The sequence below is a fragment of the Ruegeria sp. CDSC068 genome, assembly GCF_059610545.1.
In genome coordinates, this window is sequence record NZ_JBXWNV010000011.1 from 135252 (window position 1) to 150014 (window position 14763).

Annotated in this window: 15 protein-coding genes; 14 read left to right on the forward strand and 1 reads right to left on the reverse strand. The window is 58.1% G+C overall.

Features of this window, described 5'->3' with window-relative positions; translation table 11 throughout:
* The first annotated feature begins 275 nt into the window (after window positions 1–275).
* The 4 genes from ruvC to AC2FID_RS19705 all read left to right on the forward strand — a co-directional run bounded on the left by ruvC (window position 276) and on the right by AC2FID_RS19705 (window position 3152).
* Window positions 276–773, forward strand: a complete 498-nt coding sequence (ruvC, locus tag AC2FID_RS19690; protein ID WP_058273216.1) for a crossover junction endodeoxyribonuclease RuvC — start codon at window positions 276–278, stop codon at window positions 771–773.
* Window positions 770–1447 carry a Holliday junction branch migration protein RuvA gene (gene ruvA / locus AC2FID_RS19695; RefSeq protein WP_282170789.1) on the forward strand — a complete coding sequence of 226 codons (678 nt, stop codon included), beginning with the start codon at window positions 770–772 and terminating at the stop codon, window positions 1445–1447. The genes ruvC and ruvA overlap by 4 nt, the downstream gene beginning before the upstream one ends.
* A gap of 4 nt (window positions 1448–1451) precedes the next feature.
* A complete protein-coding gene (gene ruvB, locus AC2FID_RS19700) occupies window positions 1452–2471 on the forward strand; it encodes a Holliday junction branch migration DNA helicase RuvB (protein ID WP_109312604.1) in 1020 nt (339 codons plus the stop codon).
* 63 nt (window positions 2472–2534) lie between these two features.
* Window positions 2535–3152, forward strand: a complete 618-nt coding sequence (locus AC2FID_RS19705; protein WP_496838317.1) for a hypothetical protein — start codon at window positions 2535–2537, stop codon at window positions 3150–3152.
* Between the two features lie 22 nt (window positions 3153–3174).
* On the opposite strand, the gene AC2FID_RS19710 is transcribed toward AC2FID_RS19705, so the two are convergent.
* Window positions 3175–4881, reverse strand: a complete 1707-nt coding sequence (locus tag AC2FID_RS19710; RefSeq protein WP_496838319.1) for a SulP family inorganic anion transporter — start codon at window positions 4879–4881, stop codon at window positions 3175–3177.
* Between the two features lie 190 nt (window positions 4882–5071).
* On the opposite strand from AC2FID_RS19710, the gene ybgC reads away from it, so the two are divergent.
* The 10 genes from ybgC to AC2FID_RS19760 all read left to right on the forward strand — a co-directional run bounded on the left by ybgC (window position 5072) and on the right by AC2FID_RS19760 (window position 14539).
* Window positions 5072–5479: a tol-pal system-associated acyl-CoA thioesterase gene (gene ybgC / locus AC2FID_RS19715; protein ID WP_058273220.1), complete on the forward strand. Its 408-nt coding sequence runs from the start codon at window positions 5072–5074 to the stop codon at window positions 5477–5479.
* Between the two features lie 111 nt (window positions 5480–5590).
* The gene (gene tolQ / locus AC2FID_RS19720) at window positions 5591–6286 is read left to right on the forward strand and encodes a protein TolQ (protein ID WP_058279518.1); all 696 of its coding nucleotides are present in this window, start codon (window positions 5591–5593) and stop codon (window positions 6284–6286) included.
* A gap of 1 nt (window position 6287) precedes the next feature.
* Window positions 6288–6764 carry a protein TolR gene (gene tolR / locus AC2FID_RS19725; RefSeq protein ID WP_058273222.1) on the forward strand — a complete coding sequence of 159 codons (477 nt, stop codon included), beginning with the start codon at window positions 6288–6290 and terminating at the stop codon, window positions 6762–6764.
* A gap of 9 nt (window positions 6765–6773) precedes the next feature.
* Window positions 6774–7874: a cell envelope integrity protein TolA gene (gene tolA / locus AC2FID_RS19730; RefSeq protein WP_496838321.1), complete on the forward strand. Its 1101-nt coding sequence runs from the start codon at window positions 6774–6776 to the stop codon at window positions 7872–7874.
* Window positions 7871–9190, forward strand: a complete 1320-nt coding sequence (tolB, locus tag AC2FID_RS19735) for a Tol-Pal system beta propeller repeat protein TolB (RefSeq protein WP_282120665.1) — start codon at window positions 7871–7873, stop codon at window positions 9188–9190. The genes tolA and tolB overlap by 4 nt, the downstream gene beginning before the upstream one ends.
* A gap of 89 nt (window positions 9191–9279) precedes the next feature.
* Window positions 9280–9783, forward strand: a complete 504-nt coding sequence (gene pal / locus AC2FID_RS19740) for a peptidoglycan-associated lipoprotein Pal (protein ID WP_108861019.1) — start codon at window positions 9280–9282, stop codon at window positions 9781–9783.
* 4 nt (window positions 9784–9787) lie between these two features.
* Window positions 9788–10612, forward strand: coding sequence for a tol-pal system protein YbgF (gene ybgF / locus AC2FID_RS19745; protein ID WP_496838323.1), 825 nt, complete (start codon window positions 9788–9790; stop codon window positions 10610–10612).
* Window positions 10609–11862: a tRNA lysidine(34) synthetase TilS gene (gene tilS, locus AC2FID_RS19750; protein ID WP_496838325.1), complete on the forward strand. Its 1254-nt coding sequence runs from the start codon at window positions 10609–10611 to the stop codon at window positions 11860–11862. Before ybgF ends, tilS begins: the two co-directional genes overlap by 4 nt.
* A 76-nt stretch (window positions 11863–11938) precedes the next feature.
* Window positions 11939–13855, forward strand: a complete 1917-nt coding sequence (gene ftsH / locus AC2FID_RS19755; protein WP_496838327.1) for an ATP-dependent zinc metalloprotease FtsH — start codon at window positions 11939–11941, stop codon at window positions 13853–13855.
* 108 nt (window positions 13856–13963) lie between these two features.
* Window positions 13964–14539 carry an MOSC domain-containing protein gene (locus AC2FID_RS19760; protein WP_496838329.1) on the forward strand — a complete coding sequence of 192 codons (576 nt, stop codon included), beginning with the start codon at window positions 13964–13966 and terminating at the stop codon, window positions 14537–14539.
* The last annotated feature ends 224 nt before the right edge of the window (window positions 14540–14763 follow it).

Genomic DNA, 14763 nt, shown 5'->3' on the forward strand with positions numbered 1-14763 from the left:
TGCCGCCAAATCGGCTGTGCAAGTGCGGAAATTGCAACTGTCCTATGCGTTTTTTGCAGAGCTCAAGATTCATTAGAACCCCTTAATTTATTGGCCATTTTTGCTTCATGAAACGTGTCGATTTCAGACTTTTGCCTGTCGCAAATTGGCCGTTTTGTCGCGTGTGAAGCAGGTCTGTCGTTTTTGTACTCTCTGTCAATTCGCTTGGAAAATGTTCACGCTTCGTGCTAATCCGTAAAAAAGATCACAAAAACTCGAGCAGGCCGAGGCGAAATATGCGGATTTTGGGCATTGATCCGGGGCTTAGGACCCTGGGATGGGGCGTCATCGAATCGCATGGCAGCCGCCTGAGCCACGTCGCCAATGGACTGTGCAAGTCTGACGGGGACGATTTGGGCGAGCGTTTGCTGTCTCTCTACAATCAAATCGTCGAAGTCATTGCAGAACATCAGCCCGATCAGGCGGCCATCGAACAGACCTTCGTCAACAAGGATGGGGCTGGTACGCTGAAGCTGGGTCAGGCGCGTGGTGTGGCGTTGTTGACGCTGGCGCAAGCAGGGCTGCCCGTGGGTGAATACGCGCCCAACCGGGTTAAGAAAACGGTTGTGGGCGTTGGGCATGCCGAGAAAGAGCAGGTTCTTCATATGGTCAAATTGCAACTGCCGGGCTGTAAGCCCAAAGGGGCGGATGCCGCGGATGCGCTGGCGATTGCCATCTGTCATTCATATTACGGCGCAGCGCCGCAGGCGCGCGTGAAAGAGGTGCGGGCATGATCGGGAAACTAACCGGACGATTGGACTATCGCGCAGCGGATCACGTGTTGATTGACGTGCGTGGGGTCGGATACCTCGTTTACTGCTCGGACCGGACTATGGCCGCGCTGCCTGGTGTTGGCGAGGCTGTCTCGATTTATACCGATATGGTGGTGCGCGAGGACCTGATGCAGCTTTTTGGGTTTTTGTCCCTTGTCGAAAAGGAATGGCATCGCCTGCTGTGTTCGGTTCAGGGCGTTGGGGCCAAGGTCTCGCTCGCCATTCTGTCCGCGTTGGGTCCGGATGGGGTCAGCCGGGCCATTGCGCTTGGGGATTGGGGTGCCGTCAAAGCGGCGAAAGGCGTGGGCCCAAAGACGGCGCAGCGGATCGTGCTGGATCTAAAAGACAAAGCGCCGGGTGTGATGGCGATGGGCGGGACCGTGACCGAAGCGATGGACGGCCCCGGATTGGAAGTCGTAGAGCTGTCTGAACCGGCACCTGCGACCAAGCGGGCGACCAAACCTGCCTCGGGGTCTGCCGCAGCTTCGGCGGGGGCACTGTCAGCTCTTGGCAATTTGGGGTACGGACCGTCTGAGGCGGCCTCGGCTGTGGCCGAAGCGGCCGCCAGCCTGCCGGACGCAGGCGAAGCTGAATTGATCCGGGCGGCGCTTAAGTTGCTGGCTCCGAAAGGGTAACTGAATGGTAGACGCCGATCCCACATTGCGCCCCGATCCCTTGCCCGAGGATAACGACCGCGCCCTGCGCCCGCAGGGGCTGGACGAATTCATCGGTCAGGCCGAGGCGCGGGCCAATCTGCGCATCTTTATCCAATCCGCGCGTATGCGGAGCGAGGCGATGGATCACACGCTGTTTCATGGCCCTCCGGGTCTGGGTAAAACGACGCTGGCGCAAATCATGGCGCGCGAGTTGGGGGTGAATTTCCGCATGACCTCGGGGCCGGTTCTGGCCAAGGCGGGTGATCTGGCGGCGATCCTGACCAATCTGGAATCCCGCGATGTGCTGTTCATCGACGAAATCCACCGTCTGAACCCGGCCGTCGAAGAGGTTCTGTATCCGGCGATGGAGGATTTCGAGCTGGATCTGGTGATCGGCGAAGGCCCGGCAGCGCGGACTGTGCGGATTGAGCTGCAGCCGTTTACTTTGGTCGGAGCAACGACGCGGATGGGCTTGCTGACCACCCCATTGCGCGACCGATTTGGCATTCCGACGCGGTTGCAGTTTTACACAGTGGACGAGTTGCACGAGATCGTTACGCGCAACGCCCGCAAACTGGGCGCGCCTGCTGATGATGCTGGAGCCAGAGAAATTGCGCGCCGATCGCGCGGGACCCCGCGGATCGCGGGGCGATTGCTGCGACGGGTGGTGGATTTCGCCATCGTCGAGGGCGATGGACGTATCACCCTGGATCTGGCGGATGGTGCGCTGACGCGGTTGGGTGTGGATAATCTGGGCTTGGATGGTGCCGACCGGCGATACCTCAAGCTGATCGCTGAGAACTATGCCGGTGGTCCGGTCGGGATTGAGACTCTGTCGGCTGCGTTATCCGAAAGTCGCGATTCGCTGGAGGACGTGATCGAGCCCTATTTGTTGCAGCAAGGTCTGATCCAGCGCACGCCACGCGGTCGGATGTTGGCGCAGAAGGCTTGGACGCATCTGGGAATGGCGGCACCAAAGGGCCAGAGCGATCTGTTTGGTTGAAGCTGAGGCATTTAGATTTTATGCCTTCGGCGAGAGTACTTTCGAAAAGATGAAGGATTGGGCGTGACCCCCGAAGACATTCAGTCGTTGTTCACCCGTGAAAGCGGAGAGTTTCTGTTCGCGCGTTGGGGTCGGCCCATCGTGCCTATCGTCTTTGGGGTCGAGGAGGAAACTCTGACCACCATCAAGGGCGCATTCGAGGCTGTAGTCAGCTTGGCCGATCATAAGATGGCCGAAACGGATCCAGAACTTGGTGCGAATTGCATGGTGTTCTTTTTCCGCGACTGGAAGGAACTGCTGGAAGTTCCCGATCTGGATCGGCTGGTTCCCGATCTTGCGCCGTTAGTCGACCGACTGATCGCGGCGGATGCAAATCAATACCGGGTGTTCCGCTTTGAGGAAGACGGTGCGATCCGGGCCGCGTTTGTTTTTCTGCGAATGGACGAAGAGCTGTCCAAGGTTCCGGCTGAGACTCTGGCACTTAGTCAGGTAGTACAGACCATCCTGTTGTGGTCCGACACCGCTTTTCGAACGCAGTCGCCGCTGGCGGTCGCGGGCGAGGCGACGATCTTGCGCCCGGAGATCGCCGGGTTGATCCGCGCAGCATACGATCCGGTATTGCCGGGAGCTTCGCAGGATCCGGCGCACGCTTTGCGACTGTTCGCGCGGTTGCAGACGTAGTCTTAAGACCGATAGAGGCTATCTACGATTTGGAGTCGTTTCGGTGTTGAAAGGCAGTCAATAGGTCGCTTCCCGCGTCGTAAAAGGCATCACTACCCACCAAATCCGTAACCCCGTATCTGTCCAGCTCTGACCGCACGTGGGGGTCGACCAGTAGGAAAACCATCTTGATGTTCTTTGCCTGCAGGATCTTTAGAACATTGCGCAGCGTATAGCCTGCCGTGAAATCCACGTCATCAATGGCCGAAGCCTCGATACAGAACCAACGTACTTTGTTATCTGAATCACGGGTGATTGTCGCAATCTCATCCGAAAGCCGCTGTGCATTCGCGTAATACAGGCTGTGAGAGAAGCGATAGATTACAAGCCCGGGTTCGAACTGGTTCGGTGCAGTAATGGGTTTCGAATGCCAACCACCGTCTTTGGTTTTGACGATCACTGAATTTTTGGGGCGGTACCCACGGCGGGTATGGTCGATCAATGACAGCACCATCGCAAAGATGATGCCTTGTTCGACCCCAACGAAAACGACAACTGCAGCCGTGGCGACAGCAATCCAGAATTCGGACCGGGCTTGCCTGTAGATTGCAATCAGGCCTTTCAGGTCGATAAGTTTCACACCGATCAGAAACACGACGGCAGACAGCGCCGCATTGGGCAAGTAGGCAAGTGGGCCCGTCAAAAAGAGGATGACCACCAAGACGATCAAGACGGTCGTCAGTTGTGCCACCTGACTGCGGCCACCGGCGCTAGCCACCATCTCGGTTTTTGTCGGGCTGCCATTTACAACGAATGTGCCCGTGAAGGCTGCCCCAAGATTGGCCAGACCCAGCCCAACAAGGTCCGTGTTCTCGCTGAAATTTTCTTCGTAACGTGCCGCGTAGGCCCGCGAGGTCGCGGCGCTTTGGGCCAGTATCACAACGAAAATGGACAGCGCGGTTGGCAGCAGTTGTTTGAACAGGGTCCAGCTCCAATCCACGTTTGGGATCGACGGCGCTGGCAGGCCGCTGGGAACCGGGCCCAGTACTGCGATGCCGGACGCCGAAAATTGAAAGGCCCAGCTGCATAGTATCACCCCGAGTATGGCAAACAGCGGGCCGGGCAGTTTTGGGGATAGACGACGGCATCCGACAACGATCAGCAGAACTGCTGCTGAAACCGCCAATGTGGGCCAGCTTGTCTGACCAATGCTCTGAAAGACTGCCTGTAGCTTGGCAATGGTCCCGTGACCGTCGCTTTCGATCCCCAAAAGCCCCGGGATTTCACCGGTTGCGACCTGAATGCCCACGCCTGTCAGGAACCCGACAAGAACTGTCCGGGATAGGAAATCAGCCAAAAACCCCAAGCTGATGAGGCGTGCGGCAATCAGAAGAACAGCTGCCATCAGCGCCAACAGGGACGCCAGCGCCAGATACTCGGACGAACCCGACACTGCCATGCCAGCCAGGGCTGAGGCCGTAATCGCCGCCGTGGCAGAATCCGCACCCACCACAAGATGGCGGGACGAACCGAACAGCGCGAAAAGCGCCATTGGGACAAGGATGGTGTACAACCCAGTCACAACCGGCGTGCCTGCGATTTTGGTATAGCCCATGACCTCGGGGATCGCGAGGCAGGCAAAGGTCAGGCCTGCCAAAACTTCCGCAGGCAAGGTCGCGCGGTCGAACGGCAAGATGCCCTGAAGGACTGGAAGAAAGAACATCCTCTCTTCTTTTGGTCCTTTAGCCATTGAAACTCCTGTCGGATTCACTTGGTATGTATGAAAGCCTAGAGGGCAAATCTTCGAATTTCGATAGCGGACTTGGGAAGGTGGGAACTTTGTTCCCACAAGGGATTGCAGGAACCGCGGCAACCATGCATCTGTTTCAAAGCAGGATTTGCCCCGCGCGTTACATATTTGAGAGACCGGACCTGATATCATGGCCAATGAAGCTGATGCGCCCCACAAGCATATCTTTCCGATCCGGGTTTACTATGAAGACACCGATATGGGCGGGGTCGTATACCACGCGAATTACCTCAAGTTTATTGAACGCGCGCGGTCAGACTATGTGCGCCGTCTAGGCAATGATCAGAACGCGATGCGCGATGGCGGAATCGTCTGGGTCGTGCGCCGGATCGAAGCCGATTACGTCGCGCCCGCGAAGTTCGATGATGAGCTGATCGTTGAAACTTGGCTGTCGTCAATCTCTGGTGTGCGGCTGACCATGGGCCAGTTGGTCAAGAGGGGGGAGACCGAGATCTTCCGCGCCTCGGTGACTGCTGTTTGCATGAATGCGCAGGGCAAGCCGGTCCGCCTTCCGGCAGAGATTCGCGCATTGATGTAACAATTTGTCGGTCTGGGGTGGTTATGTTGGCTTTTCGTAATCAACTGCGATAGCGTTTGGAAAAACAAGGCCAAACGAACGGCCGTCAGGCAGAAAACAAAGAGCAGGTTCATGGAAGCTGAAACGCTGGCGCTGGCGCAGGAGATCGATTTCTCCATGTGGGGGCTGTATGCCCGCGCGACCTTTGTCGTCAAACTGGTGATGTTGATGCTGATCGCTGCATCCATCTGGTCTTGGGCGATTATCATTCAGAAATTGATCAACTATCGCGCGGCCCGCCGCGAGGCGCAGGTGTTTGACGAGGCCTTCTGGTCCGGCAACCCGCTGGACGAGCTGTTCGAGCATATCGGATCGCAGCCCGACGGCAGTTCCGAGAAGATTTTTGCCGCTGGCATGATCGAATGGCGCAGGTCGCACCGAACGGATGGCGGGCTGATCGCGGGGGCCACTGCGCGGATTGACCGCTCGATGGACGTGGCAATCGCCAAAGAGTCCGAGACACTGCAAAAAGGTTTGCCCATTTTGGCGACGGTGGGCTCGACCGCGCCGTTCATTGGCCTGTTCGGGACCGTTTGGGGCATCATGAACGCGTTTATTGAGATTGCCGAGCAGCAAAACACCAACCTGGCCGTTGTGGCACCCGGCATTGCCGAAGCGCTTTTGGCCACGGGTCTGGGTCTGTTGGCTGCGATCCCGGCGGTAATTTTCTACAACAAGCTCAGTTCAGACAGTGATCGGATCGTGGCTGGCTACGAGGCTTTTGCCGACGAGTTCGCCACCATTCTGTCGCGTCAGTTGGACAGCTAAGATGGGTGCGGCGGTTCAGCAGAACGGAGGCGGGAACGGGCGCAGACGCGGCCGTCGTCGCGGGCGGGCGCAGCCGATGGCCGAGATCAACGTGACGCCTTTTGTAGACGTTATGTTGGTGTTGCTGATTATCTTTATGGTTGCGGCACCGCTGCTAACCGTTGGCGTGCCGGTGGACTTACCCAAGACGGCGGCAAGCGCATTGCCGGGCGATAACGAAGAACCGCTGACAGTCACGATGACTGCAGAAGGGCGCATTCAGATTCAAACCACCGATGTTGCCCGCGAAGAGTTGATTGGCAAGCTGCGCGCCATTGCGGCAGAACGCAGCAGTGACCGGGTGTTCCTGCGCGCGGATGGTGCGATCCCTTATGCGCAGGTTATGCAGGTTATGGGTGCGCTGAATGCAGGTGGGTTTTCCAATGTGGGGCTGGTGACCGACACCGGCGGCCCCGCGCTGGACGAAGGTGGAGAGTGAGGCCGCGCGGTGGATACCGGCACCAAGATCTCGGCAATTGCCCATGTCAGTTTGATTTCGTGGGCTTTGTTTGGCGGCACCTTTCGGTCCGAACCCTTGCCTATGCCTGTTCAGGATATCTCGGTGATCTCGGCTGAACAGTTCGCAGCAATGACGGCTCAGAGTGAGGCGCCTGAGCTGCCTACGCCAACTGCCCTGCAACAGCCCGATGCGCCCGAAGAGGAAATCCCCACCCCTGAACCGGTGGAGCAGGAACCTCCGACACCTGAAGTGTCTGAGCCAAATGAACCAGAGCCAGAGCTGGAACCAGAACCACTGGCCCCCCCACCCGAACCGGTCGTGATCGAACAGCCCCCCGAATTGGCCCCCCCAGAACCCGAGGCCGTCGTTTTGCCCACCCCGCCAGGGCCCGAGTCACAGCCGCGGCCTGCGGATAAAGTAGCGCCTGAACCTGTCGCGCCGCCGCCGCCTGAAGCCGCACCAGATGATATTGAATCCCCGGCTGTATCGCTGGACGAGGGAGCTGAAACTCAGCAAGAACAGCAGGATCAAACGGCACCCGAAGAGGCCACGGATGAAATCGTGACCGAGGCGGAAGAAGCCAAGGAATATGCGCCGCGCAGCTCTCCGCGTCCGCTGGTGCGACCGAACCGACCGACGCCCCCGGCAGAGCCTGAAGTGGCCGAGACCGAAGAACCGACCGAACCAGAGCCCGCGCCAAGTGATGAAACCGCGATCAACGACGCACTGGCCGAGGCGTTGGGGCAGAGCAGCGAACCGTCTGGCCCACCCCTGACTGCGGGTGAGAAGGATGCTATGCGACTGGCTGTGTCGAAGTGCTGGAACGTTGGTTCTCTGTCCACGGACGCACTGCAAACGGTCGTTGTGGTTGGGTTCTCGCTGACACCGGATGGCAAGGTGCTCGGCGGTACACTGCAAATGATCGACAGTTCCGGCGGGACTGACGCGTCTGCAAGACAAGCCTACGAGGCCGCCCGGCGAGCGATTTTGCGCTGCGGGGCCAAAGGATACACCCTGCCTACTGACAAATACGATCAATGGCGGGATATTGAGATTACATTCAATCCCGAGAGGATGCGGATCAAATGATGAGATTTCTGACCAGCCTTTTGCTTGGCCTGACAGTTTTGGCAGCGCCAGTGTATGCGCAAAGCGGACCCCTGCGTCTTGAGCTGGATCAGGGGATTATTGAACCCTTGCCTTTTGCGGTGCCAAATTTCGTGCCCGACGGGCCAGCAGCCACACAATACGCAAACGACTTATCGCGCGTCGTAGCGGCGGATCTGACCGGAACCGGGCTGTTCCGTGAAATTTCTTCAGACGCATTCATCAGCCGGGTCAGCAGTTTCGAAGCCCCTGTGCAATTTGCCGATTGGAAGGCCATCAATGCCGAGGCCTTGGTGACAGGTGCAGTCAACGTCTCTGGCAAGCGCCTGACTGTGCGATTTCGCGTTTGGGACGTGTTCTCGGGTCAGGAATTGGGCAATGGTCTGCAGTTTTCCGGCACCACAGATGGCTGGCGGCGCATGGCACACAAAGTGGCCGATCAGGTTTATACCCGAGTGACCGGCGAGAGCGGTTACTTTGACAGCCGCGTCGCGTTTGTGTCCGAAAGCGGCCCAAAGAACCAGCGTCTGAAGCGTCTGGCAATCATGGACTACGACGGCGCGAACGTTCAGTACCTCACCGACAGCGCTGCGATTGTTCTGGCGCCACGCTTTTCGCCCTCGGGCGATCGGCTGTTGTACACCAGCTATGAAACCGGTCAGCCGCGCATTTATGTTTTGGACGTTGATCGCGTCAAACGGACCGAACTGAAGACACAAGACGGCACCATGAGCTTTTCGCCGCGCTTTTCGCCGGATGGCCGCTCCATCGTCTATTCGCTGATTCAGGGCGGCAACACGGACCTTTGGAAAATGGATCTGGCCTCGGGCCAAAGCGTGCGCCTAACGAACACACCTGCCATTGAGACCGCGCCCAGCTATTCCCCGGACGGGTCGCAGATCGTGTTCGAAAGCGACCGCTCTGGCACACCTCAACTGTACATCATGCCCGCAAATGGCGGAGAGGCGACCCGCATCAGCTTTAAACAGGGGCGTTATGGTACACCGGTCTGGTCGCCGCGTGGTGACCTGATCGCCTTTACCAAACAGAACAAGGGTCGGTTCCATATCGGCGTCATGCGGACAGACGGCAGCGAGGAACGCCTGCTGACCTCGTCCTTTCTGGATGAGGGGCCAACATGGTCGCCGAACGGGCGTGTCATCATGTTCACCCGTGAATCGCAGGGCGCAAGCGGACGGGCGACACTTTATTCGGTGGATATCTCGGGTCGGAATCTGCGCCCGGTGCGTACACCGGATGGCGGCAGCGATCCATCTTGGGGGCCACTACAGAAGTGATCGGGGCAGGGGGTTGGAAAAGTTCACAAAATTCCTGCACTGTGATAACAGAGACAGCAATAAAGCAATAAAACGACGAGGCACCTGAAATGAATGTATTGAGCAAAGTCATAGCATTGGGCGTGCTAAGTGTACTGGCCGCCTGTACCAATAACGATCCTTCAGCACTGGGCGGTGGCGCGGGCGGTAACGGTTCGATCCTGCCGGGTTCGCCCAGCGACCCCCAGTCACCGGCCTATTTCCAGCAAACTGTTGGTGACCGCGTGTTGTTTGAAGTCGATCAGTCGACCCTGACCGGGCAGGCACAGACGATATTGCAAGGACAGGCAGACTGGCTACTGGCCAATACGGATTTCGTCGCCACGATCGAGGGTCACGCGGACGAACAGGGTACTCGCGAGTATAACTTGGCCCTGGGCGCACGTCGCGCGAATGCGGCGCGTGAATACCTGATTTCACGTGGGGTTGCAGGCAACCGATTGACGACCGTCAGTTTCGGCAAGGAACGCCCGATCGAGATTTGCAGCACCGAGGAATGCTATTCCAAAAACCGTCGTTCGGTGACGGTCCTGACCGGTTCAACTTTGGGGTAAGATGATGCGAATTGCAGGATGGGTTCTGGCTGCGGTCGTGGCGACTGCGGGCGTGGCAAGTGCACAGGATCAGCAAACCCTGGCGGATATCCGTCAGGAGCTAACGGTGCTGCACGTCGAGGTTCAGCGCCTCAAGCGCGAGTTTTCAACCACCGGATCTCCGGCACCCAATCTGGCTGGCAGTTCCGTTTTGGAGCGTGTTGACGCCATTGAGGCTGAATTGCAGCGCCTGACCCGCCAGACCGAGCAGTTGAACCAGCGTGTGCAAAACATCGTCACCGACGGAACCAACCGGATCGGAGATATGGAATTCAGGTTGTGCGAATTGGAAACGGGCTGCGAAATCTCGGGCGAGCCGACAAGCACGCTGGGTGGCGATTCCGAAGTCACAGCTGCAGCCCCCGCAACACCGGCAGCGCCAACGTCGGTGGAACAAGGTGAACTTGCAGTGGGTGAGCGCGCGGACTTTGATGCCGCATCACAGGCGCTGGCAGATGGCAACTATCAGGCCGCAGCGGAGCAATTCGCCACATTCGAAACCTCGTATCCCGGCAGTCCGCTGGCCCCCGAAGCCAACCTGAAACGAGGGCGGGCGCTTGTTGGGATCGGTGACACGCGTGAGGCCGCGCGGGCCTTTCTGGCCAGCTTTACCGGCGATTCCGAAGGTGCATTCGCACCCGAGGCGCTGTTTGAGTTGGGGTCGGCGCTGGGGCGTCTGGGTCAGACCGATCAGGCTTGCATCACTCTGGGCGAGGTGGGCGTGCGCTTCCCGTCTTCGGCCTCGGCCACCAATGCCACACAGGAAATGGCAAGCCTGGGCTGTTCTTGACCGAAAACGCTGAAGAACTGCGGGCCGAGATTCGGGCGCGTTTACCCAAGACCCTTCCTTCGCGTCTGGGTGTGGCTGTCTCTGGCGGGGGCGATTCTGTCGCTCTGCTTTTGCTGTTGAATGATATTGCCCAAAACGAGCAGGTTAGGCTGTTCGCAGCGACCGTTGACCACTGTTTGCGCCCCGAGTCCGCAGTCGAAGCGCAGGAAGTAAGCGAGCTTGCCGCGCATATGGGTATCACGCATCAAACGTTGAAATGGACAGGGTGGGCCGGTCAGGGGAACCTTCAGGATCAGGCCAGACAGGCGCGTTATCGGATGTTGACCGAATGGGCCACACGCAATGCGATCAGCGCGATTGCGTTAGGCCACACCGCGGATGATCAGGCCGAAACCTTCCTGATGCGACTGGGCCGCGCAGCTGGTGTTACGGGTCTGTCGGGCATGCCGGTTGAACGGATTTTGGATGGCGTGACGATGTTGCGGCCGATGCTTGGTATAACAAGGCAAGCATTGCGTGGCTATCTGTCTGGTGAGGGAGTTGGCTGGATCGAAGATCCCTCGAATCAGGACCTCCGGTTTGACCGGATCAAGGCACGGCAGGCCTTGTCTGACCTCAAGGATTTGGGGATCACGGCCAGTTCTTTGACCCGAGTCGCAGAAAACCTTGCGCAGGCGCGTGAGGCGTTGGAGCGTTTTACGCAGGAATCCGCCCGAAAAATCGCCGTGGTGGAAACCGGTGATGTTTGCTTGGATCGCACCGCCTTTCAGTCTTTGCCTCAGGAAATCCAGCGCCGGCTTGTGATCGGCTGCATCGCATGGATTGCCGGAGCGGGGTATCCACCACGCCAAACGTCGGTGGATCAGGCTGTGAAGGCTGTTAAAGAGGGTATCGCTACGTCGGTCAATGGCTGTTTGTTTGTCCCAAAGGTCAATAAAACGTGGATTTGCAGAGAGCTAAACGCCGTTCAGGGCGAAATCGCGCGCCCCGGCGAGCCGTGGGACAAACGCTGGATTCTGTCAGGACCTTCGACCGCTGGTGTACAAATCCGACCATTAGGCGAGCAAGGCCTGCCTAGGGTTCCAGATTGGCGGGACTTGGGTAAACCACGTCAGGTCTTGTTGGCTTCACCCGCTGTTTGGCTGGGGGATGAACTGGTGTCAGCTCCAACCGCCAGATTGTTGAATGGATGGACGGCTGAATTGGCCCCCGGAACGCCCGAGTTTCATTCTTCTTTTTTATCGCATTGAACCTCCTTGAATCATCTCTATTTTATAGAGCAACCCGGCAGACCCCCATCTGCCGAAATCTTTTGGGAGACTTTCCTTGGGCAACGCTCGTAACATCGCCTTCTGGGTCGTTCTGTTTTTGCTGATCCTTGCACTGTTCAATTTGTTCAGCGGATCAGGCGGGACACTTCAGAGCAATGAAAGAACTTATTCTGATTTCGTAACCGCCGTTCAAGCCGACGAAGTCAAGAATGTGACCTTGGATGGCGAACAGATTCGCTATACCACGCAAAGCGGTGCCAACTATGTCACCATCAAACCCGGCGATGCCGAGGTCACCAAACTGCTGATCGACGAGAACATTCCGGTTCGCGCCGAGAAACAGCAGCAATCCGGTTTCCAGTCGTTCCTGATCACGCTGCTGCCGTTCCTGCTGCTTATTGGTGTCTGGGTCTATTTCATGAACCGGATGCAAGGCGGTGGAAAAGGCGGCGCGATGGGCTTTGGCAAGTCCAAGGCCAAGATGCTGACCGAAAAGCATGGCCGCGTGACATTTGACGATGTCGCAGGCATCGATGAAGCCAAGGAAGAGCTGGAAGAGATCGTGGAATTCCTGCGTAACCCGCAGAAGTTCAGCCGCCTTGGCGGTAAGATCCCGAAAGGCGCGCTGCTGGTTGGCCCTCCGGGCACCGGTAAGACGCTGCTGGCGCGTGCGATTGCGGGTGAGGCAGGTGTGCCGTTCTTCACCATCTCAGGTTCTGACTTTGTGGAGATGTTTGTTGGTGTCGGTGCATCCCGTGTGCGTGACATGTTCGAACAGGCCAAAAAGAATGCGCCCTGTATTGTCTTCATCGACGAAATCGACGCCGTCGGTCGCCATCGTGGTGCCGGGTATGGCGGCGGGAACGACGAACGCGAACAGACGCTCAACCAGTTGCTGGTTGAGATGGACGGGTTCGAGGCCAATGAAGGTGTGATCATTCTGGCGGCCACCAACCGTAAGGACGTTCTGGACCCTGCGCTGCTGCGCCCCGGCCGTTTTGACCGCAACGTGACCGTCGGCAACCCCGACATCAAAGGCCGCGAGAAGATCCTGGGCGTGCACGCGCGCAAGACACCTCTGGGTCCCGATGTCGACCTGCGCATCATCGCGCGTGGTACTCCGGGCTTCTCGGGCGCTGATCTGGCGAACCTCGTGAACGAGGCCGCATTGATGGCGGCGCGCGTTGGCCGTCGCTTTGTCACAATGGAAGACTTCGAGAACGCCAAGGACAAGGTGATGATGGGTGCCGAGCGCCGTTCGATGGTGCTGACGCAAGACCAGAAGGAAAAGACCGCCTATCACGAATCTGGTCACGCGGTCGTCGGACTGTCGCTGCCGCTGTGCGATCCGGTCTACAAGGCGACCATCATTCCGCGCGGTGGCGCGTTGGGTATGGTGGTGTCGTTGCCGGAAATGGACCGTCTGAACTATCACCGCGACGAATGTGAGCAAAAGCTGGCCATGACCATGGCAGGCAAAGCCGCCGAGGTGATCAAATACGGTGAAGATCACGTCTCGAATGGCCCCGCCGGAGACATCATGCAGGCCAGCCAGTTGGCGCGTGCCATGGTGATGCGCTGGGGTATGTCTGACAAGGTCGGCAACATTGATTATGCCGAGGCGCATGACGGCTATTCGGGCAACACTGCTGGCTTCTCGGTTTCAGCGCATACCAAAGAGCTGATCGAGGAAGAGGTTAAACGCCTGATCCAGCAGGGTTATGAGCGCGCGCACAAGATCCTGTCCGACAAGAACGAGGAATGGGAACGTCTGGCGCAAGGCCTGCTGGAATACGAAACCCTGACCGGGGACGAGATCAAGCGCGTCATGAATGGCGAATCGCCGACCGATGGTGATGACGAGGGTGATAAGCCGGATGAAGGCAGCGCGCCCAGCGTTACCGCCATTCCCAAGACCAAGGTCAAAAAGACCCCGCCCGACGGTGGGATGGAGCCAGAACCATCGGCATAAAAAAATCAGACCCGGGCCAAGTCCCGGGTCTTTTCTTTTCAGCTTTTCAAATGGACTGGTTTGACTTTTAGTACGATTTTGACGGGCCGCAGCCGAAGGGGATTTCAAATGCCGGTATTGCGAGAAACAGAGTTCACGGGTGAAGTTGTTTGGCTGGGTCACGTGCCCGCGGGTGGCTCGATCCGGGCCAAAGCGGTCGATGCATTGAAGCTGGAATTCTCAGGGGACAAGGGCGAGCGGCACGAGGGTCTCAACCGGGCCTCATGTGTCAGGGTCAAGAATCTGTATCCGCAAGGCACCGAAATCCGAAACGTGCGCCAATTGTCTGTTCTATCTGCCGAGGAAATGGACGCCACAGCCAAAGAGATGGGGCTGTATCGGCTGGATCCTTCGTTTCTGGGCGTCAGCATCTTGTTGCGCGGCATTCCGGACTTTACACATCTTCCGCCATCCTCGCGTTTGCAGGGCCGCGACGGTGTCACGATAACCGTGGATATGGAAAACCGCCCCTGCGTCATTCCCGGTCGTGAGATCGAAGCCGATCAACCCGGGTACGGGGCGTCCTTCAAACCGGCTGCTCAAGGCCGAAGGGGTGTGACTGCGTGGGTGGAACGGCCCGGTCAATTGCGGTTGGGGGACCAGATGAGCCTGTTCGTGCCAGATCAGCGGGCGTGGGCGCCCTAAACGTCAAGCGTTTTCGATTTGAAACCGGTGAAATGACGCTACGCCGTTTCATGGCTTGAATATGTCGGAATCTCTATCCATCGGGATTGTACACAACGGTATGGATTGACCAGCACCGGCCCAGCTGCGCCGGTTTGCAGGGAATTCAACCGGGGGTTTTGCCCAATGAGCTATAAATCGGACATTGAAATTGCGCGCGAGGCGCAGAAGAAGCCTATTCAGGA

Excerpts from the sequence above, each read along its gene's own strand:
- ruvB (WP_109312604.1), top strand. The coding sequence starts at position 1,452 with ATGGTAGACGCCGATCCCACATTGCGCCCCGATCCCTTGCCCGAGGAT.
- ruvC (WP_058273216.1), top strand. The coding sequence starts at position 276 with ATGCGGATTTTGGGCATTGATCCGGGGCTTAGGACCCTGGGATGGGGC.
- tolB (WP_282120665.1), top strand. The coding sequence starts at position 7,871 with ATGATGAGATTTCTGACCAGCCTTTTGCTTGGCCTGACAGTTTTGGCA.
- tolQ (WP_058279518.1), top strand. The coding sequence starts at position 5,591 with ATGGAAGCTGAAACGCTGGCGCTGGCGCAGGAGATCGATTTCTCCATG.
- AC2FID_RS19760 (WP_496838329.1), top strand. The coding sequence starts at position 13,964 with ATGCCGGTATTGCGAGAAACAGAGTTCACGGGTGAAGTTGTTTGGCTG.
- ruvA (WP_282170789.1), top strand. The coding sequence starts at position 770 with ATGATCGGGAAACTAACCGGACGATTGGACTATCGCGCAGCGGATCAC.
- tolR (WP_058273222.1), top strand. The coding sequence starts at position 6,288 with ATGGGTGCGGCGGTTCAGCAGAACGGAGGCGGGAACGGGCGCAGACGC.
- ybgF (WP_496838323.1), top strand. The coding sequence starts at position 9,788 with ATGCGAATTGCAGGATGGGTTCTGGCTGCGGTCGTGGCGACTGCGGGC.
- AC2FID_RS19710 (WP_496838319.1), bottom strand. The coding sequence starts at position 4,881 with ATGGCTAAAGGACCAAAAGAAGAGAGGATGTTCTTTCTTCCAGTCCTT.
- pal (WP_108861019.1), top strand. The coding sequence starts at position 9,280 with ATGAATGTATTGAGCAAAGTCATAGCATTGGGCGTGCTAAGTGTACTG.
- ybgC (WP_058273220.1), top strand. The coding sequence starts at position 5,072 with ATGGCCAATGAAGCTGATGCGCCCCACAAGCATATCTTTCCGATCCGG.